Below are 22,288 nucleotides of genomic sequence, written 5' to 3' on the forward strand. Positions count from 1 at the left end.
CAGCATAGAGGCTCTGGCGAGGCGTGTGAGCGCTAGCAACAGACAGCAAGTAGTTACGGCAAGCTCGCATACCAAAACCCAAAGGGTCTTGTTGGCAGCGCTCAGACCGAAGCAGCAATCTAAGCATTCAGGCGTACCCAGGAAATCCCGCGCGATTTGCCACCCCATCCGCGTGGAGATAAGCACGCACCACCACAAGGCCAAGCAGCCGCGCCAGATACCGCACCACCACCAAGACAGCGCCTCGAACACGCGCCGCCACCACACAGTAGCGCCACTCTGCCGCCCGCTAACTATACTTCATGCGTAAGTGCCTCACCCATACGCAAGCGGCCGTCAACGACATGGCCACAAATCCCGAGGTCACAGGAGGCAGCATGGTTACGTTCCGTCATTGCCTGTTGCTGATACTGGCCGCGCCTGCCATGGCAGAAGAAGTATTGAATGCCTACAACACCTACTTATCGCAACCGTTTGTGCTGGACAAAGGTGGTTTAGCCGCCGATGTTGTCGCCTATCTGAATAGCAAGCTCAAAGGCCGCTACCAGTTTGTACTCCAGACCATGCCGCGCGAAAGGCTGAACACCACGGTCATCCATCAGCCAGACTTCAAAGGCCTCGTACTATTCATGAGCCCGCGCTTTGTTGGCGATATCAACAAGACCCGCTTTAGATGGTCCATCCCCCTGATGGAAGATGCGAACGCCGTACTGTCCCACCCCGCACGAAAGATCGAATACACAGGCCCGGATTCATTAAAGGGAAAACTGTTCGCCGGGGTTTTGGGCCATCGATATGTGGATCTGGATGAACGGTTTGGCAAGGATATACAAAGGGAAGATGTCGCCGCGGAGCTCGCCAACCTGCACAAAGTGGCAGCGGGGCGCTGCGATGTCACCATCGCCCCTCAGACCATCTACCGCTACCTGGTCAACTGGCATGGGCTGCAGAACCGCTTATATGTTTCCGCTCGCCCCCACATCAGCTTCAGCCGCCATATCCTGGCCGCCAAGCACGAAGACAAAATGGTCGCTGCGCTTGATGAAGTCTTGCTGGCAAGCAAGGCTGACCCCGCATGGCAGGCAATATTGACCAAGTACAGCATACAATGACTCAGCCAGCGCACAGCGGCAATGGGCAAAGGCACGCTCGCACATCCACGCCAAAAGAGCTTGCTTAGCTGCACCAAAACAAAAAAGCCCGGCACAACTACGCCGGGCTCCACACGTCTGGCCAACACCCTGTCAGGCGCCGCCTATCTTGAAGAAGCGCGCCAGCGGCACCGAAGTCTCCGGCCCGAACCAGCGCTGAAAGATACGGGCGGCCTCGCCGCTTTGCTCAGCCTCGATCAGAGCCTCGTTCACCAGCTTGAGCATGCGCGGCTCGCCCTTGCGCACTGCCATGCCATAAGCCTCGGTCGAGAGCGAGAACACCGATATCTCATACTGCTGACGATTCGGCAGCTTGGCCAGCAAGCCCGCCAGGGCCGGCTCGTCGGCGGTTACGCCATCAATCTTGCCCCCCTGCAAAAAACCCACAGCGGCATTGGTGTCATCCATGGAGACCAAGGTCGCCTTGGGGAACAGCTGCTTGAACTGCGCTTCCGAGGTCGTCCCCCGCGCCACGCCTATGCTGCCCGTCTCCAGCGCTTTCAGGTCGGCAAAACGGCCCTTGCGCGCCAGCACCTTCTGTCCGGTCACAAAATAGCCATAAGAGAAATCCACCTGCCGCTCCCGCTCCACCGTCTTGGTCAGCATGGCGGCAATCAGGTCCACCTTTTTGCCGCGCAGCAGCTCTATCCGCTGTGCTGGGTCCAGGTTCTGCACCACAAACTTCACCCCCAGCTTCTTGGCGACCAGCGCAGCCATATCCACGTCGTAGCCAGAGATGGTCTTGTCGCGGTTATGAAAGCCGAACGGCGGTGCATCAGCATTGGTACCCACTACCAACTGGCCACGGGCGCGGATGTCATCCACCAGGTCGGCCTGGGCCGTCAGCGACAGGGCCGCAATTACAAGATAAGAGATAAGGCTTCGAGTCATCATGGCTATTCCGTCTAACAATCCAAATAAAAAAACGGCCGCAAGACGATGTCCGCGCAAGCCGCTTATCCCATTAGCATGCCATTATCCGCTTGGCATGTATGCTGCGGTTTACCCTGCCCTCAAGACGAAATTTGTCGAACAACGCCTGCTCATGAGGCATGAAGGCTTCTCGCCCCCCCCCCAACAATCGACGCTGCTCCATATGCCACTATAGGCAGAAATCCATCAGTCGCCGCCCAGATCAGAAAGCACCGCAAGCATCAGATCAACGAACGCGATGGCGACCATGGCAACAGACCGCCGGCCTTCCAATAGTCCGCTATGCCATTGAATCGTAGTGTATTGCTGCCCATACAGATGATGGCAGCCATCAGTGATATCCCGCCACGTATCGTGCAGCGTAGACTTCCGGCGCGGTGACGAGGAATGTGTGGGGGTGGCTTCAATCAGGGGAGGCATGCTGGGCATACAAGGCAACCAGCCCCTTCGCACCTACAAAGGTGGAATAGGTCCTGAACAAAAAGGGGGAATACTGCCAAGCCGCGCGGCTGCCATTTGCGGCAGCCCTGGCGCAAAATGCCTCAGCGACGGCAGCTACCGTAGCGTCCCTTAGTCCACTCCCCCGCAAGGCAAAAAAAAACGGCCGCCAAACATCGGCGGCCAGAGGAGGAGGAAGGCTTCATTATCCCCCATTTGAGGGATAACGGAAGTGACAACGGCATAGTTTCCGACAATCGGTCATTTCAGCCGCACGCGCCACTGTGGCTAGCCAGCCGCAACTTTAGGGCAATCCCAGCAACAGCCGGCACCTGCCCGGTGCCGCGCCGCCCTGGCACCCAAACCCCGCCCTTGCCCCCGCCTAAAACGCCAGAGGCCATGCCAGGCAAGGCAGTCACCATCTATGCCGTCGGCCAGCCAGCACGCCGTCCATCCACAACACCAGCCCGCTCCTCGCCCACGCCGGCCCGATTGCCCATATTGCCAGCCTGGCAGGCTGGTAGCCCCCTGCAGAACGTGTTAGAAAAGCAGTGCGGTGACAGCGCGCCACCTTATCGAATGGATGCACAACACCATGCCGAAAAAACCCGCCAGTCCCAAGGCTCCCGCCAACGACTCCCTCGCCGCCATGATGACGCTGCCCCTGGTCAGCGCCGAGGGCTACCTCAAGGAAATGGTGCGCCGGCGCGATGTCCGCAGGAAGATAGAAGACCTGCGCGACAAGGCCAGCGTGGCCAAGGAACTCTGGTAGCGACCACTCACCCGTCCCGGCCGCTATTCCGGCCGGGCCCTGCCCTGGCTGCGGCGGCCAATGCAGCGTCCAAGCCTGCGCCAGCCGCTAACCCGGCTTTGCCATGCAACCCAAGGGCGTTGCCCCACCATGTTGCTACAACACACTGGTCAAGCCGGCCCCATCCATAGCACCATGGCGCTTTCCCGTTTCCGTACCGGCTCCCTCATGCGTTCAATCTGGTTCTACGCCCTGGCCCTGCTGTGCAGTCTCTCCCTAACCGCCCAGGCATGCGATAGCGGCACACTCTACCTGATGCGCCACGCCGAAAAATCCGCCCAGGGCGGCAGCGATCCTGCCCTGTCGGCCCAGGGCGAGGCGCGTGCCCAGGCCCTGGTAGAGAAATTCAGCCAGCAGGCCATCGCCGCCGTATTCAGCACCGATTACCAACGCACCCGCGCCACCGCCACGCCCTTGGCCAAGGCCAGGCAGCTGGATGTCATCCTCTACAATCCCGATCAACCGGCCCAACTATTACAGCGACTGGCGCAGGACTACTGCGGCAAGCATGTCGTCATCGTCGGCCATAGCAACACGGTGCCCGAGCTGATCAAACTGGCAGGCATCAGCCAGCCTGTGGTCATCGCCGAAACCGCCTTTGGCGACATTTACCAATTGCAACGCAGCCCCCACGGCAACCGCCTCAGCCTGTTCAACTAAGCACAATGCCCAGCGCCGCCCACACCATCCCCGAGATCTTGCTGCAAGCCCTGCGCCAGGCCCGCCATGTGGTGGTATTCAGCGGTGCCGGCATATCGGCAGAAAGCGGCGTACCCACATTCCGCGATGCCCAGACCGGGCTCTGGAGCCATTTCCGTGCCGAGGACCTGGCCACCGCCGAAGCCTACCGGCAAGACAAGCTGCTGGTCTGGCGCTGGTACCAATGGCGCAGGCAACTATTGGCTCAGGCCCAACCCAATGCCGGCCACCACGCCATCGCCGCGCTGGAGCAATATGTCCCACAGGTGACGGTGATCACCCAGAATGTCGATGATCTGCACCAACAGTCCGGCAGCACCCGCGTCCTGGCCCTGCACGGCAATCTGCGCGAGAACATCTGCTTTGCCTGCCGCAGGCCGGGCCAGGCCGGCCCTGACGACGACACCCCACCACGCTGCGTGCACTGCGGCGGCAGCCTGCGCCCCAATGTCGTCTGGTTTGGCGAGCAGCTGCCTACGGCCATCTACCGCGCCGCCGAGCAAGCCGCGGCAGATTGCGACCTGTTCCTGATCATCGGCACCTCTGGCCTGGTCATGCCCGCCGCCAGCCTGCCCCAACTGGCACAGCGCAAGGGCGCAACCATCGCCCTCATCAATGCCGAGGCCACCGCCCATCAGGATCTGGCCCAACACACCCTGCTAGGTCCATCCGGCACCTGGCTCCCCGCCCTGCTGGCCCAGGCTTGGCCGCCATCCGGCACAGCCCGGAACGCTGGGTGAAAAATTTGTGAACAGGCTCCAAGAAAAGACGGCTATTTAAAACAACGACGATCACCAGCAAAGCCAGACGCGGGGTGGAACCAATCAAGAGCGAGTCTACGGGCTCAGGCTGCGCTGACCACCCGCGCCAAGGTTGCCCTGGCACCCGCTCAGTCCCTCATCACCAGCCAATGACCTGAGTTCATAGCAGGCGCTCAACGCCGCCAATCCTCCAAACCATACTTGGCCAATATGCGCGCCAGCTCACCCGATTGCCGCAGGGCCTGCACCCCGCTGTCGAACATGGCGACCAACTGCTTGGCCTGGGGGTTGCCTGGCGGCACCGAGATATACACCTCACCACTATCAAGGCAGCCAGCCAGCCGAAACTCCGACTGCCGGCCCGACTGCTTGAGCCAGTCCCGAATCACATATTCATCCTCCAGCGTGACCTCCACCTGGCCACGGGCCACCGCCTCCATCTGGCGCGGAAAGTAATCGCTGCCGGCACCAAAAAAGATATACAGCCGGTTCAGCGGGTCGTTGACCGCCTTGTCCACCGGGTCGCCAAAGGTCTGGTCCTTGTTCACCGCCAGCCGCAAGCGCTTGAGGCTGCGTTCACCCCGGTACTGCCACTTCGACACGCTGCGCGTTACAAAGCAGCTACGGCTATGGCCAAACGCCTGCTTGCCAAAAACAAAATCCGGCGTATCCGTCTTCAGCGTCCCCGCCAGCGCGGCCTGCTGGCCGGCGCGGGTAGTGATGATGGCCCGCCGCCAGGGTTGCTCCACATACTCCACCGCAAGACCCTGCTTGGCAGCGATGGCATACAACATATCGAACATAAAACCGCGCCGCTCGGGGTTGTTGTCGATCATGCAGTTGTAAGGGCACCAAACCGCCCCAGCTACCCGTAAGGTCGTTGGCTCTTCTGCCTTGGCGGCCAACGCCAGCGCCGCCAGCACCATACTGGCCACGACGCGCACAAAAAAGCCCGGCGCAGACGAGCCGGGCTGCATGGGTTGGTGCCAATCACGCATAGATCGAGATACCCGAGAGCCCCAGCGCAGCGGCGCCCGCACCAATCTCGCGCCGCACCAGGTTATCCACCACATTGGATGACAAGCCGCTCAAGCCAGGATTCGCCGTGGTAATACCCGTCTTGATACTGTCCAACAAGCTCAGCTGCTGCGCCAGCAAGCCATTGGCCGGATTGGTATTGGCCGCATCGGTATAACCCGCACTGGTTCCCTTCAGGGCCGAAACCGCCTGCGCCAGCAAGGACAGCGTCCCGCTGGTATCGCTATTGAGCGCCGCCTGCAGCGTCGTGGTGTTCAGCGCCAGAGGGCTGGTGGCATCGCCATTGCTCAGGCTGAACCCCAACTGGCTCAGGCTGGTCAGGCTTGACGGCGCATTGACATAGGTAGCTGTAACCTGGCTGCGCAAATCGGTCGCCAACTGGTTGGCGGTACCGGCATTGGTATTTACCGCCCCACCCGTACCAGTAGCCTGCTTGATGCTGCCTTGCAAGGCGTTGTAGGCACTGGTCAGATTCTGCGCCAGGGTTGTGGCATCCACGGTGGCCAGGGTAGTCGTTCCCACCGCCTTCAAGGTGGCATTGATCCCGGTACCCACCGGCACATTATTGGTCGTGCTGGTCTGCACGCTCCCGCCGTTGACCGTATAGCTGGCATTGGTCGCCGCCTGGGTCTGGGCAAAATTCAGTATGTTGAAATTGGCGGTGTAGTTGACGAAAGGATCCGAGGTATTGGTCTGCAGCTGAAAGCTGTTGCCCGCGCCAATCTGGTTCCCGGTAATCTTCAGGCGGTAGCCATAGGCATCATTCTCGACCGCAGCGGTCACCCCAGCACCGCTCTGATTGATTGCCGTCGCCAAGCCGGCCAGCGAACCATCGGTCACCGTCACCGTCTTGGCCTCGCTGCTATCCGCCGTAAACGCCCCCACCCCATCCACCGTGCCGGTCTGTATGGTAAAGCTGCCCACGCTGACCACACCTTCAGACGATGACGCGAAGTAAGCACTCGCCACGCTACGGCCCTTGGCCAGCTCAGTCACGTTCAGGCTATACGCTGCCGCAGCGGCAGACGCATCATAGCTGGCCGTCGCCACACTGCTGCTAGTGCTGTTGGCATCGCGGGTACCGCTGAAGCTACCGGCACCGGCCGCCAGTGTATCGTTGAAGCGGGAGGCGGCCGACAGCAACTGGCCATAGCCCGACAACTCCACCAGCTTGCTGGGGTCCGGCGCATAGACATCGCCCGAACTGGCCGTGCCGCCAGCACCAGCCGTTGGCAAAGCCTGCAAACCCGCTTGGCTCAGGCGATTCGAAAGTACGGCGTCAACCAATGAAAGTTGCATGGCTCCTGCTCCCAGAATATCCAGCAAGGTATTAATTTTAAGCAATTATTCAGTATATTGCTGGGTAATTGATCACATCTCAGCCCAGCATCACGCCCTCAACCGGGCTACTCCCACTATAGTCTCCCAGCGCGCTTTGTGTAGTGTCCCAGCCCCGCCAACAACAATCCATAGCAGCTTACTGGACAAGCGGGCTTGCAGTTGCCAAGCTGCTAGAACACCTCTGCCCTTAACGAACCATGCTCCCTAACGCACTACGCCTCTACCTGTGTCTCCTTCTGGCCAGCCTTACCGCCCAGGCCGGTGGCACCTTGCGGGTCCTGGCCTGGCCCGGTTATGCCGATCCCGATCTGGTACAAGCCTTCGAGCGGCAAAATGATGCCCGGGTCGAAGTCACTTTCGTCACCACCGACGACGACCTCTGGGAGCGCGCCAGCACCCAAGGCGGTGAATCCTTCGACGTGCTGGCCGTCAACCTTGCCGAACTGCAGCGCCTGGTCAATCGCGGCCTGGTTGTCCCCATAAAACCAGACAGTATCCCCAACGCCCGCCACCAGCTCAAGCGTTTCCGCGATCCCGCCACCCTGCCCGCCCTGCAGCGCGACGGCAAGTTCTATGCCGTGCCCTACACCTACGCCGAGATGGGCCTGATCTACAACCGCAAGCTGGTCAAGACCACCCCCACCTCCATGGCAGCGCTATGGGAGCCCCGCTATCGCGGCCGCATCCTGCTCTACGAAGGTAGCAGCCACAACTTCAGCATGGCCGCCCTGCTGGCCGGCATCAGCAATCCCTTCCAGCTGTCCGACGCCAACTTCAACAAAACCGTCAAGCAACTGATCGCCCTGCGCGCCAACCGCCCGCTGCTATACAGCTCACCCGAAGACGTAGTGAAACTGTTCCGCACCAAGCCTGTCGCCCTGGCCTTCGGCAACTACGGCGGCCAGCAGATCAAGGCCCTGCGCGCCAGCGGCCAGGACGTCGGCTACATCATCCCCAGTGAAGGCGCACTGGCCTGGCTGGATTGCTGGGCCATACTGATGGGCGGCCGCGACAACCCGCTGGCCAGCGCCTGGATCAACTACACCCTCAACCGCGATGTCAGCCGCCAGCTCACCCTGCGCCACGGCCTCTCCAATACTATCGAGCCCTCCACCGACAGCACCGAAGAAGACAAACTGGTCTGGCTGCAGCCGGTCGAAGACCCGGAGCGCCGAGCCCAGTTCTGGCAGCGCATCCTGTCAGGCTACCGCCGCGGCATGTTCTGACCCCACCCGCATGGCCGGCGGCACCGCCCCCTGCGTTACAATGCCGCCTTCCCCCCTTCAGCGATCTCCCCGTGCCGCCCAGTAGCCGCCAACTCTACCTACGCATACTGCGCCATACCCTGGCCTATAAATGGCCCCTGCTCGCCTCCATGGTGTCGCTGGCCCTGGTCGCCGCCACCGAAGCCAGCTTCGGCTGGCTGATGCAGCCGCTGATCGATCACAACTTCGGCCAGCAGGGTGGCGCCGTGCCCGCCCTGGGCAAGCTGCTGCCAGACAACCTCACCGCCGCCTGGCCGCTGTGGGGCGTGCCGGTCGCGCTGGTCATCGTCGGCCTCATCCGCTTCATCGCCACCTATGTCAACGCCTATGCCGCCTCCTGGCTGGCCTCGCGGGTGCAGCACGATGTACGCAAACTCATGTTCAACCGGCTGATGCGGCTGCCCGTCGCCGCCTTCGACCGCGAATCCGCCGGCGTGCTGCTGTCACGTGTCACCTACGACGTCAGCATCATCACCCAGGCCAATACCCAGGTACTCACCGTCCTGTTCAAGGACAGCCTCACCGTGGTCTTCCTGCTGGGCTCGCTACTGCTGATAGATTGGCAGCTCACCCTGTTCTGCTTCGCCGTCATCCCCGCCATCGCGGTCTGCGTCACCGTCATGGGGCGCCGCCTGCGTCGTCTCAGCCTGCTCAACCAAAGCACCATGGGCGAGCTGACCCGCATCCTCGACGAAGCCCTGGGCGGCCAGCGCATCGTCAAGGTCTTCGGCGGCCAGCGCTACGAAGAAGCCCGGTTCGACGACGCCGCCAAGCAGGTGCGCCAAGCCATGGTCAAACTGGACAGCAGCTCAGCCCTCAACTCCGGCGTGGTGATGCTCATCGTCGCCATCGTGCTGGCCACCATCATCTATTTCGCCAGCCTGCGCAGCCAGGCACATGTCCTCAGCGCCGGCGACTTCATCGCCTTCATGGTGTGGATGTTGCAACTGCAGCAACCCATCAAGAACCTCACCAAGATGAACGAACAGCTGCAGCGCGGCCTCGCCGCCGCCCAGACCGCGTTCGGTCTGATAGACCAGCCCATCGAGCCCGATAACGGCAAGCAGGAGCTAACCCACACCCAAGGCGCCATCCGCTTCCAGCAGGTACGCTTCCGCTACAGCGACGAAGCCGCCTGGGCACTCAACGGCGTCGACCTCGACATCGCTCCCGGCGAAGTGATCGCCCTGGTCGGCGGCTCCGGCGGCGGCAAGACCACCATCGCCACCCTGCTGCCCCGCTTCTACGACCCCATCGAAGGCGCCGTCCTGCTGGACGGACACGACCTGCGCGACTACACCCTGGCCAGCCTGCGCCGGCAGATCGCCCTGGTCAGCCAGGATGTCATCCTGTTCAACGACAGCATCGCCGCCAACATCGCCTACGGCGCAGAACAGCTAGACCAGCCCCGCATCGAAGCCGCCGCCCGCGCCGCCTACGCCCACGACTTCATCAGCGCCATGCCCAAGGGCTACGACACCCAGATAGGCGAGAACGGCACCCGCCTCTCCGGCGGCCAGCGCCAGCGTCTCGCCATCGCCCGCGCCCTCTACAAGAACGCCCCCATCCTGATACTGGACGAAGCCACCAGCGCACTCGATACCGAATCCGAACGCCAGGTACAGGCCGCCCTCGACGTCCTCATGCAGGGCCGTACCACCCTCGTCATCGCCCACCGCCTCAGCACCATAGAAAAAGCCGACCGCATCGTCGCCATGCAGGGCGGCCGCATCGCCGAAGTCGGCAGCCACGATGAACTGCTGCAGCAAAACGGCGTCTATGCCAACCTGTACCGACAACAGCGCAGCGATGCCCCCTGATCCACACCCAGCCGGGCACCGACACCCAGCGCGCACACCCTAGGCCACACCTGCCGCATCCATTACACTCTCCCATCCATTCCAGCCCCGCTCCGGCAATGACCCCAGACCCACACTCCGTAGGCATCGTCAGCGCACAATGCGCCGAATTCGATGAACCGCTCGTACTCCAGGGCGGCGCCGTCATTCCTCGCTATCAGCTGATGTACGAAACCTATGGCACGCTGAACGCCGAGCGCTCCAACGCCATCCTGATCTGCCACGCGCTGTCCGGCAGCCATCACGTAGCCGGCCGCTACCAGCCCGACGACAAATACCCCGGCTGGTGGGACACCATGATAGGCCCCGGCAAACCCATCGATACCAACCGCTTCTTCGTGGTGGGGGTCAACAACCTGGGCGGCTGCCACGGCTCCACCGGCCCCAGCAGCATCAACCCTGCCACCGGCCAGCCCTGGGGCTCCGCCTTCCCGGTAGTGGTGGTCAACGACTGGGTACATGCCCAGGCCCGCCTGGCCGACCGCCTCGGCATCGAACGCTGGGCCGCCGTCATCGGCGGTAGCTTGGGCGGCATGCAGGCACTGCGATGGACCGTCACCTTCCCCCACCGGGTAAGGCACTGCCTCAGCATCGCCTCCGCCCCCAAGCTCACCGCCCAGAACATCGCCTTCAACGACGTCGCCCGCAACGCCATCCTCACCGATCCCGAATTCCACGGCGGCGACTACTACCAGCATGGCGTCTGGCCCAAGCGCGGCCTCAAGCTCGCCCGCATGCTGGGGCACATCACCTATCTGTCCGACGAAGGCCTGGGCGGCAAATTCGGCCGCCAACTGCTGGCAGAAGGCTACCAGTTCGGCTACGGCACCGAATTCGAGATCGAAAGCTACCTGCGCTACCAGGGCGACCGCTTTGCCGACGTATTCGACGCCAACTCCTACCTGCTGATGACCAAGGCGCTCGACTACTTCGACCCGGCCCGCCACTACGGCGGCAGCCTGCCCGCCGCCCTCGCCGCCTCACCCGCCAAATACCTGATCGTCGCCTTCACCACCGACTGGCGCTTCTCGCCCGAACGCTCCAAGGAGACGGTCAAAGCCCTGCTCGACGCCAAGAAACCCGTGGTCTACGCCGAAATCGAATCGGTCCACGGCCACGACGCCTTCCTGATGACAGATGAACCCTATATGCGCCTGATGGATGCCTACCTCAAACGCGTCGCCGAAGAGGTGGGCGCATGAGCGAACTACGTCCCGACCTGGCCCGCATCGCCGGCTGGATCGCCCCCGAAAGCCGCGTACTCGACCTCGGCTGCGGCGACGGCGAACTGCTGGCCCACCTGCGCGACCACAAGCAGGTCAGCGGCTACGGCATAGAAATCGACATGGACAGCGTCATCGGCGCTGTCGGCCGAGGCGTCAACGTCATCCAGCGCGACCTCGAATCCGGCCTCGCCGGCTTCGAAGCCAGCAGCTTCGACTACGTCGTGCTATCGCTCACCATCCAGTCCATGCGCCATGTCGAAGCCATCATCGACGAAATGCTGCGGGTAGGCCGCACCGGCATCGTCACCTTCCCCAACTTCGGCTACTGGGAAAACCGCTGGCAACTGGCCCTGGGCCGCATGCCCGTGTCCGAGACCATACCCTACCAGTGGTACAACACCCCCAACATCCACCTCTGCACGCTGAATGATTTCGACGCCCTGCTGGTCTCGCACGGCGCCCGCATCACCAGCCAGATCGTCATGCACCAAGGCCGCCGCATCACCTTCCTGCCCAACCTGCTGGGCAGCCTGGCCCTGGTCCGCTTCGAAAAGGATTGAGCATGTACACGCTCTATGGTTGCAAAGGCTGCGGCTCCGCCGCCATTGAAGCCGCCCTCACCCTGGTCAGCGCCCCCTACCAGTACATCGAGGCCGAACCATGGAGCGGCGGCCCCGCCGTCGACGAACTGCGCCGGCTCAACCCGCTGGCCCAGGTGCCCACCCTGCTCACCCCGGATGGCACGGTCCTCACCGAGAGCGTCGCCATCCTGATCTGGCTGTCAGAGCAATATCCCGCCAGCCACCTGCTGCCCACCGATGCCGCCGCCAGGGCCACCGTACTGCGCTGGCTGGTCTACCTCACCGCCAACGCCTACGCCGCCATCGGCATCGGCGATTTCCCCGAACGCTGGATTGCCGGCGAAGCCGAACAAGGCTCCCTCAAAGCCTTCGCCCGCGCCCGCCTGGAAGACTACTGGCGCACGCTAGAACGCCAACTGGGCGACACCCCCTTCCTGTTCACCCAGCAGCTCACCGTCCTTGATCTCCTGGCCGCCACCATGAGCCACTGGCGCCCCGGTCGCGACTGGTTCCAGCAGGAATGCCCCAAACTCACGGCGGCGCTGCAAAGCACTCTCAGCCACACCGCGCTCGCCCCCATCTGGAAACGCAACTTCACCGCATGAATGATTTTGAAGCACAACTGCCCGCGCTGATCGACGCGCTGGCACATACCGGCTGGGTGGTCTACGACGACTTCCTCAGCCAGGATCAAGCCACCGCCTTGCGGGCCGAAGGCCAACGCCGCCAACAGCTAGGCGAATTCCACCGCGCCGCCGTAGGCCGCGCCGACGCCCGCTCCCAACGCGATGAAATCCGTGGCGACAACGTCCGCTGGCTCGACCCCCAGCAGCCCTCAGATCCCGAACACGCCTACTGGCAGCGCATCAACGCCCTGCAAGGCAGCCTCAACCGCGAACTATTCCTGGGCATACGCGAAGGTGAATTCCACTACGCCCACTACCCCGTAGGCAGCTTCTACAAACGCCACCTCGACCGCTTCCGCGACGACGATGCCCGCGTGGTATCGGTGGTCTGCTACCTCAACAGCGGCTGGCAGACCCACGACGGCGGCCAGCTCAGGCTATGGCACGACCCCGACCAGGCCGACCACTACACCGACATCGCCCCCCAGGCGGGCCGGCTGGTCCTGTTCCTGTCCGAGCGCTACTGGCACGAAGTCCTGCCCGCACAACAACCGCGCTGGTCCATCACCGGCTGGATGAGGCGCTGATATGTCCCACCCCATGCAAGCCCCCGCCATCACACTCAGCCAGGTCAGCAAGCACTACGACCTCCACGCCAACCCCGCAGACCGCCTGCGCAAACTGCTGCTGGGTCGCTTCTACCGCAGCGCCCCACCCTTTGTCGCGCTCGACAACATCAACCTCGACATCGCCCAAGGCGACGTCATCGGCTTGGTCGGACGCAATGGCGCTGGCAAATCCACCCTGCTGCAACTGGTGTCCGGCACCGTCACCCCCTCCACCGGCAGCTGCGTAGTGCGTGGCCGCGTCGCCGCCCTGCTGGAGCTGGGTGCCGGCTTCAACCCCGACTTCAGCGGCCGCGAAAACGTCCTGCTCAACGCCGCCATCCTCGGGCTGTCGCAAGAAGAAACCCTGGCCCGCTTCGACGAGATCGTCGCCTTCTCCGGCATAGGCGACTTTATCGACCGCCCGGTCAAGACCTACTCCAGCGGCATGTACGTCCGGCTCGCCTTCTCCGTCGCCATCCACGTCGACCCCCAGATACTGATCATCGACGAAGCCCTGTCGGTCGGCGACGGCATGTTCGCCCGCAAATCCTTCGAGCGCATCATGCAGCTCAAGGCCGCCGGCACCACCATCCTGTTCTGCTCCCACTCCATGTACCAGGTCGAAGCCCTCTGCAACAAGGTCGTCTGGCTGGAGAAAGGCAAGGTCATGGCCGCCGGCGATCCCGCCAGCGTCGTCACCGCCTACACCGGCTTCCTGCGCAGCCAGGAAGCCGCCGAACAGAACGACACCCCGTTCCAGCCCACCCAGGCCACCGAACCCACCGCCTCCGTCCGCGACAATACCGACACCCCCTGCCGCATCCTCGACGTCAAAGCCATCGCCCACGACGGCGAAGCCGTATCCGAGATCGAAGCCACTACCGGGGTTACCGACCTCACCCTGCGCATCCGTTTCGAATGCGCCCCAGGCCTGCCCGCCCCCTCCGTCGCCATCGGCATACATACCGAAGACCGCCGCGTCGTCTGCTCCAGCGGCACCCACAACGACAACATCAACCTCAGGCTCAACCCGCAAGGCCAAGGTGAAGTACAACTCACCTACCCCACCCTGCCCCTGCTCAAGGGCCACTACCTGGTCGATGTCTGGCTGCTTGATGAGAACGCCATCCAACCCTACGATACGGTAGAGGCTGCCGTCAGCCTCCGGGTCTATCAGAAAGGCCTGGAGATCGGCGTCGTCACCCTGCCCCACAGCTGGCAGGTTGGCGAAATCTCCCGATGAACCACCCCTATTTTGCCGCCACGCCCTCCGGAACACCTGCCAGGGCACGGCCGCATCCCCTACACTGAACCGGCCCAGGCGCCGCCACTTACCAGCCATGCAAACCCCCACCCCACTAAACCTCGAAGCCCGCCAGTTCCCGTTCCCGCTCAATGTCTATGCCGAACTCCTGCAACTGCAGACCGGCCATATCGACTCACTGCACTACGGCCTGTTCGAAACCGCCGACGAACCCGTCGCCGCCGCCCAGGCACGCTCCACCACCTGGCTGTTCCAGCAACTCCCCCCCGCCCCCCTCAAGCTGCTCGAAGTCGGCATCGGCCTCAGCACCACCCTGAGCAAGCTGGTCCAGGCCGGCTACCAGGTCACCGGCCTCACGCCCGATCCCGCCCAGGTACGCATCGCAGCCGAGCGCTGCCCCGGCACCCAGGTCGTGCACTCCACCTTCGAGCAATACCAGACCGACCAACAATACGACCTCATCCTGTTCCAGGAATCCAGCCAATACATCCCCACCGCCGAGCTATGGCAACAGATAGACCGCCTGCTCGCCCCCCAGGGCCGGGTCCTGGTGCTCGATGAATTCGCCCGCGATACCCACATCGCCGGCCTGCACGCCCTCACCACCTTCCTCGACACCGCAGCAGCGCACGGCTACAGCCTGATCAAGAACCACGATCACTCCACCGCCGCCGCCCACACCGTCAGCTACCTGCAACGCACCGTCGCCCAGCTGCGCCCCCAGCTCCTGGCCACCCTGCCCATCGACGACGCCATGCTCGATCACCTGCAGACCGCCAACCAGCGCTACCAGCACCACTACGCCCAGGGCGAATACCAGTACCGCTACCTGGAATTCACCCGCCCCAGCCCGGTCCAAGCCGCCTGACCCCGCCATGACCGACGCCGCCACCCTGCGCCTCCTCACCGAAGCCGACGCAAGCGCCATGAACGACCTGTTCAGCGTCGCCTTCGGCAGCGCCATGCCCCCCGAACTCTGGCACTGGAAGTATGGCGAAGGACGCGGCCTGGCCATGGGCCTATGGCAGGCCGACGGCCACCTGACCGCCCACTACGGCGCCATGCCGCGCCCCGTGCTCGACGCCGGCAAACCCTGTCTGGCCGTACAGATAGGCGACGTCATGGTCAGACAGCAGGATCGCAGCTCGCTCAGCCGCAAAGGCCCCTTCTTCGAAGTCGCCTCCACCTTCCTCGACCGCTACATCGGTCACGGCCGCCCCTATCTGCACGGCTTCGGCTTCCCCAACCGCCGCGCCATGCAGGTCGCCCAGCGGCTGGGCCTGTATCAGCCCACCGGCGAAGTCATCGAACTGCACTGGCTCACCGCCCAGGTCGCACCCCTCCCCTGGTCGCAGCAAGCCGAACGCCTGCAACAGCTGCACCCACACAGCCGCGAGCTGGCCCAACTCTGGCAGGCCATGCACACCTCTCTACCACACGACATCCTGGGCCTGCGCGACGCCGCCCGCCTGCAGCAGCGCTACCTCAACCACCCCACCGTGGACTACCAGCTCTGGCTGCTGCGCCATCGCCTCAGCCGCCAGCCCATCGGACTGGTCGTACTACGGCGCCACGCCAGCAACATGGAACTGCTCGACCTGGTCGCCGCCCCCCAGGACTGGGACGCCTGCGCCCAAGCCGCCGCCCAGATCGCCCGCCAGCAGGACACTCCCCTGCTCACCATGTGGCTCAGCCAGGCACATGCCCGCCACTTCCTCAGCCGCCCCAAGCAGATCGACATCGACGTCCTCATCCCCTGCAACGCCTGGTCCCCCGGCCCCAGCCCCGATGCCGTCGCCAACCGCTGGCTGCTCACCGCCGGCGATACCGACTTCCGGTAAGGGCCTGTTATGGACGCAGGTCATTGGTAGGTGATGACAGCGATGAGGTACTGTGCAAGCGCCAGGGCAACCCTGGCGTTAAACGGCAGCGCAGCCTGAACCGGCTCACAAAGCCGCAGGCGAAACGAATTTCAGCCGCCCGCGAACTCCCCCCGGCAGCCCCCTGTCTCAGCACTCCCCCCAACAGGAAGCCGCCCATGCACCTGCCCAGTATCCACATCCCCGCCCTGCTGGCCTGCCTGCTGCTCGTTAGCCTACAGGCCCATGCCGATGGCCTGGCCGACCTCAAGGCCGCCCTAACCCGCCTGCAGGGGCAGATGCCGCTGAAAGCCGCCCTGGAGATCAAAACCAGCACGCGCCAGGGCGACGGCAAAGAAGCAGAAGACCGCCATGGCCAAGCCAGCCTCACCCTGGAAGACAGCAGCCGCGGCCTGCAACTGCTGTATGGCAAGGACATACTGACGCGGGCCGAGAACGAACAACGCGCTAACAGCAAAGACAAAAACAGCAAGACCCCCACCCTGTACGCCCTTCGCGCGTTGGATTTCACCGAACTGCGCAGCATGACCTCCGCCGCCACCGCGCTGGCGCGCGAGATCGAAGACAGCACCTACAAAGGCGAAACCGCCGACACCTACAACGGCAAACCCGCCCGCAAGCTGATCTTCGAGAAAACCATAGATAAACTGGCCGAACGCGACCGGAAATACGTCAAGGACTTCGAAGGACGCCTGACCATCTGGATCGCCGCAGACGGCACACCACTCGCCAGCACCATGCGCCTCAACCTCTCCGGCCGCGCCTTCATCGTCGTCAGCTTCGAGCAGCAAAGCGACGAAGACCGCAGCTACAGCGTAGTCGGCGACCGCCTGGTCCTGATCCGCAAGGAAGAAAAAAACCGCTCATCCGGCGCCGGCGAACGACAGGAAAACAAGTCCAGCATGGTGCTGCAACCCCTCACCTGATCCCACGCCGGGATACCCCACTCCGTAGGGCGCAATCAGCACAGCGCGTTGCGCCGCATGGCACGCTTGGCAGATTCAACTACGGTCGCAACCTCAACATCCACAGGAAAAGCTACGCAAAGCCCCCCAGACGCAGTCGAGCCAACGCCACCCAAAGGCACGATGGCTTGCCCACACAATGCACCCTCACCCAGCAAACACCCCAATGCAAGGCACGCCACCATCACCGTAGGGCGCAATAAGCAAAGCGCATTGCGCCGCACGATTCCGCTGGGCAAAATCTGCCCATGGATTACCGGCGCGCCTGGTGCCCTGGCGGCACCTACTTCTTCACCGTCAACCTCCTGCAACGGCACAACAACGATCTCCTGGTACGCCACGTTGCTGCGCTGCGCGCCGCAGTAGCGCACGTGCGCGCCTCGCATCCCTTCATCATCCATGGCTGGGTGGTACTACCCGATCACCTGCACTGTGTAATCGAACTACCACACGGCGACGCTGATTTCTCCCTGCGCTGGCGCCTGATAAAGGGCCACTTCTCCAAGCAAATCCCCAAACTGGAGATACGCAGCACCACCCGCATGCAGAGGGGTGAACGTGGCATCTGGCAACGGCGCTATTGGGAGCACCTTATCCGTGATGAAACGGACTATCGGTCACATATGGATTACGTACATATCAACCCGGTAAAGCATGGCCTCGTCCAATCCGTATCAGACTGGCCCTATTCCACATTCCATCGGCTGGTTGCCAGGGGAGTCTATCCCGCAGATTGGGCTGGCGTACCAAGCGGTGGACTGAGCTACAGCGATTGAATACGGGCGCACTGCGCGCTAGCTTAGAGCGGCTAACAAAACCTAGCGTAGCGGTTCTGGCTAGGCGTGCGAGCGATGGCAGTACGTGGGTACGGCAAGCTCGCACAACAACGCCAGAAGGGTTTTGTTAGCGGCTCATAGAGCCACCCCATACTGTCTCGATATACCCAAGTACGAGACACCATCGTCCTCCCATGGCAATACGCGATAACTAGCCGCATTGAATGCGTAGGGCGCAATAAGCGAAGCGCATTGCGCCGCATCTCCTCACTCGGCATGGCCCACCTTGATGTGTATCGACACACCAAGGCCGCACCCGCTTATGACCAGACCAAGCCTCCCGCGCGCGCAGGTGCCACTAAACTACAACGTCCAGCCACGTCAGGAGCACACCATGCGCCCGCTTCGCTACTCCATCAATATCACACTGGATGGCTGCTACGATCACACGATGATGCCCTCAGACGAAGCGCTGCATCGTCACGCCATCGAAAACCTCAAACAGGCCGACGCCCTCCTCTTCGGCCGGGTGACTTACCAAATGATGGAGGCCGCGTTTCGGTCGCCAGCGCAAACAGGAACAAGACCCGACTGGATGGCGCCCTGGATGGAACCCTTCGCACGGACGATAGACGCCGCAAAAAAGTACGTGGTGTCCAGCACCCTGGAGCAGGTCGATTGGAACGCAGAACGCTTGCGCGGCAACCTGGGCAGCGCTGTGCAGCAACTCAAGCAGCAACCCGGCAAAGGGCTGTTCGTCGGCGGCGTGCAGCTCCCCCAAGCCTTGGCTGAGCTGGGCCTGATAGATGAGTACGAGTTCGTGATACATCCCAGGCTGGTAGGCCATGGCCCAACCTTGTTCGCGGGCTTGTCAAAGCCGCTAGATCTGCAGTTCGTCAGCCGGCTGGATGTCGGCTCAGGCGCGGTAGCAATGCGGTATGAACCGAGAAGATAGCCATCACCCGCGAATAGCCCCCCAGAAAACGCCATGCGTAGGGCGCAATAAGCAAAGCGCATTGCGCCGTAAAGACGGCATAAGCTAGCGTGGCAGCAGCATCTTGAGCCTTGGTCACGTCGGCGCACTCCCCTCGTCGCAATAGGACGTATGCCGCCACCGGGTTTTTCACTTTCAGCGCAAGGGTTGCTGTTCGATTAGCGGATAGAGAAGCTGCGCATCAGCATGCTGGCGACTTCGGTCCCAAAGTCCTGGCAAGGAGGTGCCAAACTGCTCATCAGTAGCTCTGTCCTTGCCAGCACCTGTTTCGTTTGAAGTGATTCAAGCGTAACCCGATAACTTCTCACTTGGTCGGGACGGAAGCTACGCGATGTGCTTTTAACTCGAATAACATACCGGGAGATCGGCTGTTTGATCGATGTGCTCGTGAGTCGCTCGGTGCCAACATCGGTTCGCTTGAACTCAAGAAGGCACTCTCTAGGACGCGACGGATCGATCCCTACTCTGCAGTATGAGAACCCTCTCGCGTCTCTCCAGGCCGACTCAACTGCATCAAGGCCCAGCGCCCGGCAGGCGGGCACGCGACGATGCGCGCACTCTGCCAAGCGCGAGCTTATTTCTGGCCCGGACAGCCCGTCCGAATCCTCCACATAGACAGTCTTTGGACGTTCCGCGGTCTCTACTTGGAGGATGCGTGTTGCATTCGGAGCGTGTGCCTCGCAACTAGCCTTGAACGTAGCAGCAAGCTCGCGACGACTATGCTCTTGCTTCGCCTTATGCTCTTGCCTCTCCCAGTCCGTATTTTTTAAGCCATCAATCGCAAGGACTTCCCACAAGACGTACATTGGCACGCTCAAGCGCACAGCCCATGTCAAGAACCAAGCGAATTCGAATGGCCTAAAAGGCCAAAAAAAGCTCCAGATCATTATGACGAACCAAGCGACCAGGATCCCAGCACCCTTGAGTAAGCCCCCAACCATTCCTTCGCCCCCAAGTGCGAACGCCGCACTGGGCAGTATCACGGCTCCGATTGCAACGAGTGCGCCTGGTCTCATACGAACGACGTCTCCTAGGATTAAGCGCGTAGGGCGCAATAAGCAAAGCGCATTGCGCCGCACGCCCTCACTCGGCAAGCACCTCAAAACACGCCGGCACACCAAGCATTTCCCAGCACTCACCGCCCACCAACGCCACCACACCCCCACGCTACATCAACACCACCCAAACCTACGCCCGCCCCGGCAACCAAGCCCGCATGCGCCGCAACCCCAGCCGCACCACCTGCCGCCGGGCATACAGCCAGCGCAGGCCCGGCCAGGTCTGGAACATATGGCGTAGCGACGATTTGGTGATATAGACCACCGTCTGGCTGCGGTTGAAATCCCCCACCAGCGCCAATATCTCCTGCGGCGTCATGGTCAGCTTCATCTCGGCCTGCTTGGCCAGCGCATACTGGTAAGCCTCGTCCAGCTTGCCCTGCCGTGCCTGCTGCACCTCGGCATTGGCCGGCACCCGGTACTTGGAGGTGGTCTTCTCCACCATCACAAAGTCGTCATGCAGGGTATAGCGGGTCCACAGGTTCCAGTCTTCCAGCTGGTCCATCTCGGTGGCAAAGCCGCCATGCCGCTCAAACAGGCTGCGGTGGAACAGCACCGCCTGAATGGGCAGGTAGTTGTGGTGCCACATGGTCAAGCGCGAAAACGGCTGCCTGTGCACCGTCGCATGGTTCAGCTCGCGGTAGCGGAAAGGACTGTAGGAGTCGATCTCGGTCGCCACCTCCCAGGCGAGGCCATAGGCGCCGCGCTTGCCCTGGCTCAGGGCCGTTTCCAGCAGCACTTCCACATGGTCGGCAAACAGCTGGTCGTCGTCGTCCAGAAAATTCATCCACTCGCCCTGGGCCGCAGCCATGGCGCGGTTACCGGCTTCCGAGCGCCCCACCTTCTCCCCGGTGGCGAAATAACGCACATTCATGCGCCCGGCAAACTCGGCCTCCACCATGGCCTGGGCCGTGGGTGCGCCATCCTCCACCACCACCACTTCCAGCCGTGGGTAGGTCTGGTTCGCCAGCGATTGCAGCGCCTCACGCAGCACATCCGGGCGGGCGTGCGTACGCACGATCACCGACACCAGCGGCAGCTCGGCCACGTCCACACCCACGCGGGATTTGAACACCTCGAAGGCGCCATCGCGGTGCATGGCATAGTTCCAGAACAGGAACTGCGACTGCCCCTTGCCGCGCCACTCCCGGCCACTGCGCCAGAAATACGGAAAACGCAGCCAGAAGCGGAAGAACAGCTTGATCAGTCCCCAGCGCCGGCCAGGGAAACTGGACGGCATCATGATCTCGGTGCCCAGCATGGCCAGGCCACGTGCCACATTGCTCCAGTTGCCAAAGCGGGCCCGCAGGCACAGATTGGTCAGCGTGCCTTCCAGCGCCTGCAAGGGCTTGACCTCATGGGCATAGCGATAGGTATGGTGCACCACCGCCGCCTGCGGCAGGTAGCAGGTACGCCAGCCCTTGGCCTGTAGTCGCCAGGCCAGGTCTACATCTTCGCCATACATAAATATGCGCGGCTCGAACCCCCCCACCTGCAACATGGCCGTACGCCGTATCAGGAAGGCCGCACCGCTGAACCAGGGCGTGTCCAGGCTGCTGGGGTCATATACCTTGGGATGCTCATAGGGCAGCTGGCGCATCTCCCATACCGCCACATCAGCGGCACTGCCAGCGCGTTGCTGCAACTGGCCCAGCGCATCGGGCTCCAGCGTCAGGTCCTGGTTCAGCAGCAACAGCCAATCGGCCTTGGCATGGGCCAGCAAGGCATTATGGCCGCCGCCAAAACCCAGGTTGCCGCCATCACGCCATACCTGTGCCGCAAACGCAGCTGGTGCCGCAGCCACCCACTGGTTCACCCGCTCCCGCGCGTCCTCGCTGATCGAGTTGTCCCACACCAGCAGCCGCAACGACACCCCGCTGCGCAGCCTTTCCCTGTCCAGGCTCTGCAGCAGCTCATCCAGGCCTTCCCGTGCGGGCTGGTAACAGACAACCAGCACATCCATTTCTTTGACCAAATCCGACATGGCTTCCAAACACTTCAGTACGTTGCGGCG

General features: G+C 62.5%; 20 protein-coding genes. 16 read left to right on the forward strand and 4 right to left on the reverse strand.

The genetic code is table 11. From position 1 onward, the window contains the following. The first annotated feature begins 377 nt into the window (after nt 1–377). On the forward strand, nt 378–1,112 hold the full coding sequence (locus tag QQK16_RS03595) for a substrate-binding periplasmic protein (protein ID WP_284195053.1): 735 nt from the start codon (nt 378–380) through the stop codon (nt 1,110–1,112). A 132-nt stretch (nt 1,113–1,244) separates the two neighbouring features. On the opposite strand, the gene QQK16_RS03600 is transcribed toward QQK16_RS03595, so the two are convergent. Next, the gene (locus QQK16_RS03600; protein WP_284195054.1) at nt 1,245–2,045 is read right to left on the reverse strand and encodes a transporter substrate-binding domain-containing protein; all 801 of its coding nucleotides are present in this window, start codon (nt 2,043–2,045) and stop codon (nt 1,245–1,247) included. A gap of 1,072 nt (nt 2,046–3,117) precedes the next feature. Between QQK16_RS03600 and QQK16_RS03605 the strand changes: the two genes are divergently transcribed. The 3 genes from QQK16_RS03605 (at nt 3,118) to QQK16_RS03615 (ending at nt 4,772) form a co-directional block, all read left to right on the forward strand. Continuing rightward, nucleotides 3,118–3,294, forward strand: coding sequence for a hypothetical protein (locus tag QQK16_RS03605; protein WP_284195055.1), 177 nt, complete (start codon nt 3,118–3,120; stop codon nt 3,292–3,294). Nucleotides 3,295–3,423: 129 nt separating this feature from the next. Beyond that, nucleotides 3,424–3,993: a phosphoglycerate mutase family protein gene (locus QQK16_RS03610; RefSeq protein WP_284195056.1), complete on the forward strand. Its 570-nt coding sequence runs from the start codon at nt 3,424–3,426 to the stop codon at nt 3,991–3,993. Between the two features lie 5 nt (nt 3,994–3,998). Then, entirely contained in the window at nt 3,999–4,772 is a 774-nt protein-coding gene (locus tag QQK16_RS03615; protein ID WP_284195057.1) for an SIR2 family NAD-dependent protein deacylase, read from the forward strand. Nucleotides 4,773–4,966: 194 nt separating this feature from the next. Here QQK16_RS03615 and QQK16_RS03620 read toward each other — a convergent pair whose 3' ends face one another. Both QQK16_RS03620 and QQK16_RS03625 read right to left on the reverse strand, forming a co-directional pair. Next, entirely contained in the window at nt 4,967–5,791 is an 825-nt protein-coding gene (locus QQK16_RS03620) for a substrate-binding periplasmic protein (RefSeq protein WP_284195058.1), read from the reverse strand. Further along, entirely contained in the window at nt 5,784–7,130 is a 1,347-nt protein-coding gene (locus QQK16_RS03625; protein ID WP_284195059.1) for a flagellar cap protein FliD N-terminal domain-containing protein, read from the reverse strand. The genes QQK16_RS03620 and QQK16_RS03625 overlap by 8 nt, the downstream gene beginning before the upstream one ends. 239 nt (nt 7,131–7,369) lie before the next feature. Here QQK16_RS03625 and QQK16_RS03630 point away from each other — a divergent pair, with 239 nt between their 5' ends. The 12 genes from QQK16_RS03630 to QQK16_RS03685 all read left to right on the forward strand — a co-directional run bounded on the left by QQK16_RS03630 (nt 7,370) and on the right by QQK16_RS03685 (nt 19,177). Then, complete coding sequence (locus tag QQK16_RS03630; protein ID WP_284195060.1) at nt 7,370–8,398, forward strand: extracellular solute-binding protein; 1,029 nt, start codon at nt 7,370–7,372, stop codon at nt 8,396–8,398. A gap of 71 nt (nt 8,399–8,469) precedes the next feature. Continuing rightward, a complete protein-coding gene (gene msbA, locus QQK16_RS03635; RefSeq protein WP_284195061.1) occupies nt 8,470–10,257 on the forward strand; it encodes a lipid A export permease/ATP-binding protein MsbA in 1,788 nt (595 codons plus the stop codon). Between the two features lie 98 nt (nt 10,258–10,355). Next, nucleotides 10,356–11,498 (forward strand): homoserine O-succinyltransferase MetX, encoded by a 1,143-nt coding sequence (gene metX / locus QQK16_RS03640; protein ID WP_284195062.1) that lies wholly within the window; start codon nt 10,356–10,358, stop codon nt 11,496–11,498. After that, entirely contained in the window at nt 11,495–12,082 is a 588-nt protein-coding gene (metW, locus tag QQK16_RS03645) for a methionine biosynthesis protein MetW (protein ID WP_284195063.1), read from the forward strand. The genes metX and metW overlap by 4 nt, the downstream gene beginning before the upstream one ends. Nucleotides 12,083–12,084: 2 nt before the next feature. Continuing rightward, a complete protein-coding gene (locus tag QQK16_RS03650; protein ID WP_284195064.1) occupies nt 12,085–12,708 on the forward strand; it encodes a glutathione S-transferase family protein in 624 nt (207 codons plus the stop codon). After that, nucleotides 12,705–13,316: a 2OG-Fe(II) oxygenase gene (locus QQK16_RS03655; protein WP_284195065.1), complete on the forward strand. Its 612-nt coding sequence runs from the start codon at nt 12,705–12,707 to the stop codon at nt 13,314–13,316. The genes QQK16_RS03650 and QQK16_RS03655 overlap by 4 nt, the downstream gene beginning before the upstream one ends. A 1-nt stretch (nt 13,317) precedes the next feature. Then, nucleotides 13,318–14,580, forward strand: coding sequence for an ABC transporter ATP-binding protein (locus QQK16_RS03660; RefSeq protein WP_284195066.1), 1,263 nt, complete (start codon nt 13,318–13,320; stop codon nt 14,578–14,580). 97 nt (nt 14,581–14,677) lie between these two features. Beyond that, nucleotides 14,678–15,469 (forward strand): class I SAM-dependent methyltransferase, encoded by a 792-nt coding sequence (locus QQK16_RS03665; RefSeq protein WP_284195067.1) that lies wholly within the window; start codon nt 14,678–14,680, stop codon nt 15,467–15,469. A 7-nt stretch (nt 15,470–15,476) separates the two neighbouring features. Beyond that, nucleotides 15,477–16,442 (forward strand): GNAT family N-acetyltransferase, encoded by a 966-nt coding sequence (locus QQK16_RS03670; protein ID WP_284195068.1) that lies wholly within the window; start codon nt 15,477–15,479, stop codon nt 16,440–16,442. Between the two features lie 197 nt (nt 16,443–16,639). Then, on the forward strand, nt 16,640–17,407 hold the full coding sequence (locus QQK16_RS03675; RefSeq protein ID WP_284195069.1) for a hypothetical protein: 768 nt from the start codon (nt 16,640–16,642) through the stop codon (nt 17,405–17,407). A 287-nt stretch (nt 17,408–17,694) separates the two neighbouring features. Continuing rightward, nucleotides 17,695–18,222, forward strand: a complete 528-nt coding sequence (locus tag QQK16_RS03680) for an REP-associated tyrosine transposase (protein ID WP_284195070.1) — start codon at nt 17,695–17,697, stop codon at nt 18,220–18,222. A 394-nt stretch (nt 18,223–18,616) separates the two neighbouring features. Continuing rightward, complete coding sequence (locus QQK16_RS03685) at nt 18,617–19,177, forward strand: dihydrofolate reductase family protein (RefSeq protein WP_284195071.1); 561 nt, start codon at nt 18,617–18,619, stop codon at nt 19,175–19,177. A gap of 1,227 nt (nt 19,178–20,404) precedes the next feature. Here QQK16_RS03685 and QQK16_RS03690 read toward each other — a convergent pair. Beyond that, nucleotides 20,405–22,258, reverse strand: coding sequence for a glycosyltransferase family 2 protein (locus tag QQK16_RS03690; protein ID WP_284195072.1), 1,854 nt, complete (start codon nt 22,256–22,258; stop codon nt 20,405–20,407). Nucleotides 22,259–22,288 lie beyond the last annotated feature (30 nt).

The organism is Chitinimonas prasina, assembly GCF_030160395.1.
GTDB classification, from domain to species: domain Bacteria; phylum Pseudomonadota; class Gammaproteobacteria; order Burkholderiales; family Chitinimonadaceae; genus Chitinimonas; species Chitinimonas prasina.

What these genes read in the sequence shown, in the direction of transcription:
- QQK16_RS03595 (WP_284195053.1), top strand. Translation starts at nt 378, where the DNA reads ATGGTTACGTTCCGTCATTGCCTGTTGCTGATACTGGCCGCGCCTGCC.
- QQK16_RS03600 (WP_284195054.1), bottom strand. Translation starts at nt 2,045, where the DNA reads ATGATGACTCGAAGCCTTATCTCTTATCTTGTAATTGCGGCCCTGTCG.
- QQK16_RS03605 (WP_284195055.1), top strand. Translation starts at nt 3,118, where the DNA reads ATGCCGAAAAAACCCGCCAGTCCCAAGGCTCCCGCCAACGACTCCCTC.
- QQK16_RS03610 (WP_284195056.1), top strand. Translation starts at nt 3,424, where the DNA reads ATGTTGCTACAACACACTGGTCAAGCCGGCCCCATCCATAGCACCATG.
- QQK16_RS03615 (WP_284195057.1), top strand. Translation starts at nt 3,999, where the DNA reads ATGCCCAGCGCCGCCCACACCATCCCCGAGATCTTGCTGCAAGCCCTG.
- QQK16_RS03620 (WP_284195058.1), bottom strand. Translation starts at nt 5,791, where the DNA reads ATGCGTGATTGGCACCAACCCATGCAGCCCGGCTCGTCTGCGCCGGGC.
- QQK16_RS03625 (WP_284195059.1), bottom strand. Translation starts at nt 7,130, where the DNA reads ATGCAACTTTCATTGGTTGACGCCGTACTTTCGAATCGCCTGAGCCAA.
- QQK16_RS03630 (WP_284195060.1), top strand. Translation starts at nt 7,370, where the DNA reads ATGCTCCCTAACGCACTACGCCTCTACCTGTGTCTCCTTCTGGCCAGC.
- metX (WP_284195062.1), top strand. Translation starts at nt 10,356, where the DNA reads ATGACCCCAGACCCACACTCCGTAGGCATCGTCAGCGCACAATGCGCC.
- metW (WP_284195063.1), top strand. Translation starts at nt 11,495, where the DNA reads ATGAGCGAACTACGTCCCGACCTGGCCCGCATCGCCGGCTGGATCGCC.
- QQK16_RS03650 (WP_284195064.1), top strand. Translation starts at nt 12,085, where the DNA reads ATGTACACGCTCTATGGTTGCAAAGGCTGCGGCTCCGCCGCCATTGAA.
- QQK16_RS03655 (WP_284195065.1), top strand. Translation starts at nt 12,705, where the DNA reads ATGAATGATTTTGAAGCACAACTGCCCGCGCTGATCGACGCGCTGGCA.
- QQK16_RS03660 (WP_284195066.1), top strand. Translation starts at nt 13,318, where the DNA reads ATGTCCCACCCCATGCAAGCCCCCGCCATCACACTCAGCCAGGTCAGC.
- QQK16_RS03665 (WP_284195067.1), top strand. Translation starts at nt 14,678, where the DNA reads ATGCAAACCCCCACCCCACTAAACCTCGAAGCCCGCCAGTTCCCGTTC.
- QQK16_RS03670 (WP_284195068.1), top strand. Translation starts at nt 15,477, where the DNA reads ATGACCGACGCCGCCACCCTGCGCCTCCTCACCGAAGCCGACGCAAGC.
- QQK16_RS03675 (WP_284195069.1), top strand. Translation starts at nt 16,640, where the DNA reads ATGCACCTGCCCAGTATCCACATCCCCGCCCTGCTGGCCTGCCTGCTG.
- QQK16_RS03680 (WP_284195070.1), top strand. Translation starts at nt 17,695, where the DNA reads ATGGATTACCGGCGCGCCTGGTGCCCTGGCGGCACCTACTTCTTCACC.
- QQK16_RS03685 (WP_284195071.1), top strand. Translation starts at nt 18,617, where the DNA reads ATGCGCCCGCTTCGCTACTCCATCAATATCACACTGGATGGCTGCTAC.
- QQK16_RS03690 (WP_284195072.1), bottom strand. Translation starts at nt 22,258, where the DNA reads ATGTCGGATTTGGTCAAAGAAATGGATGTGCTGGTTGTCTGTTACCAG.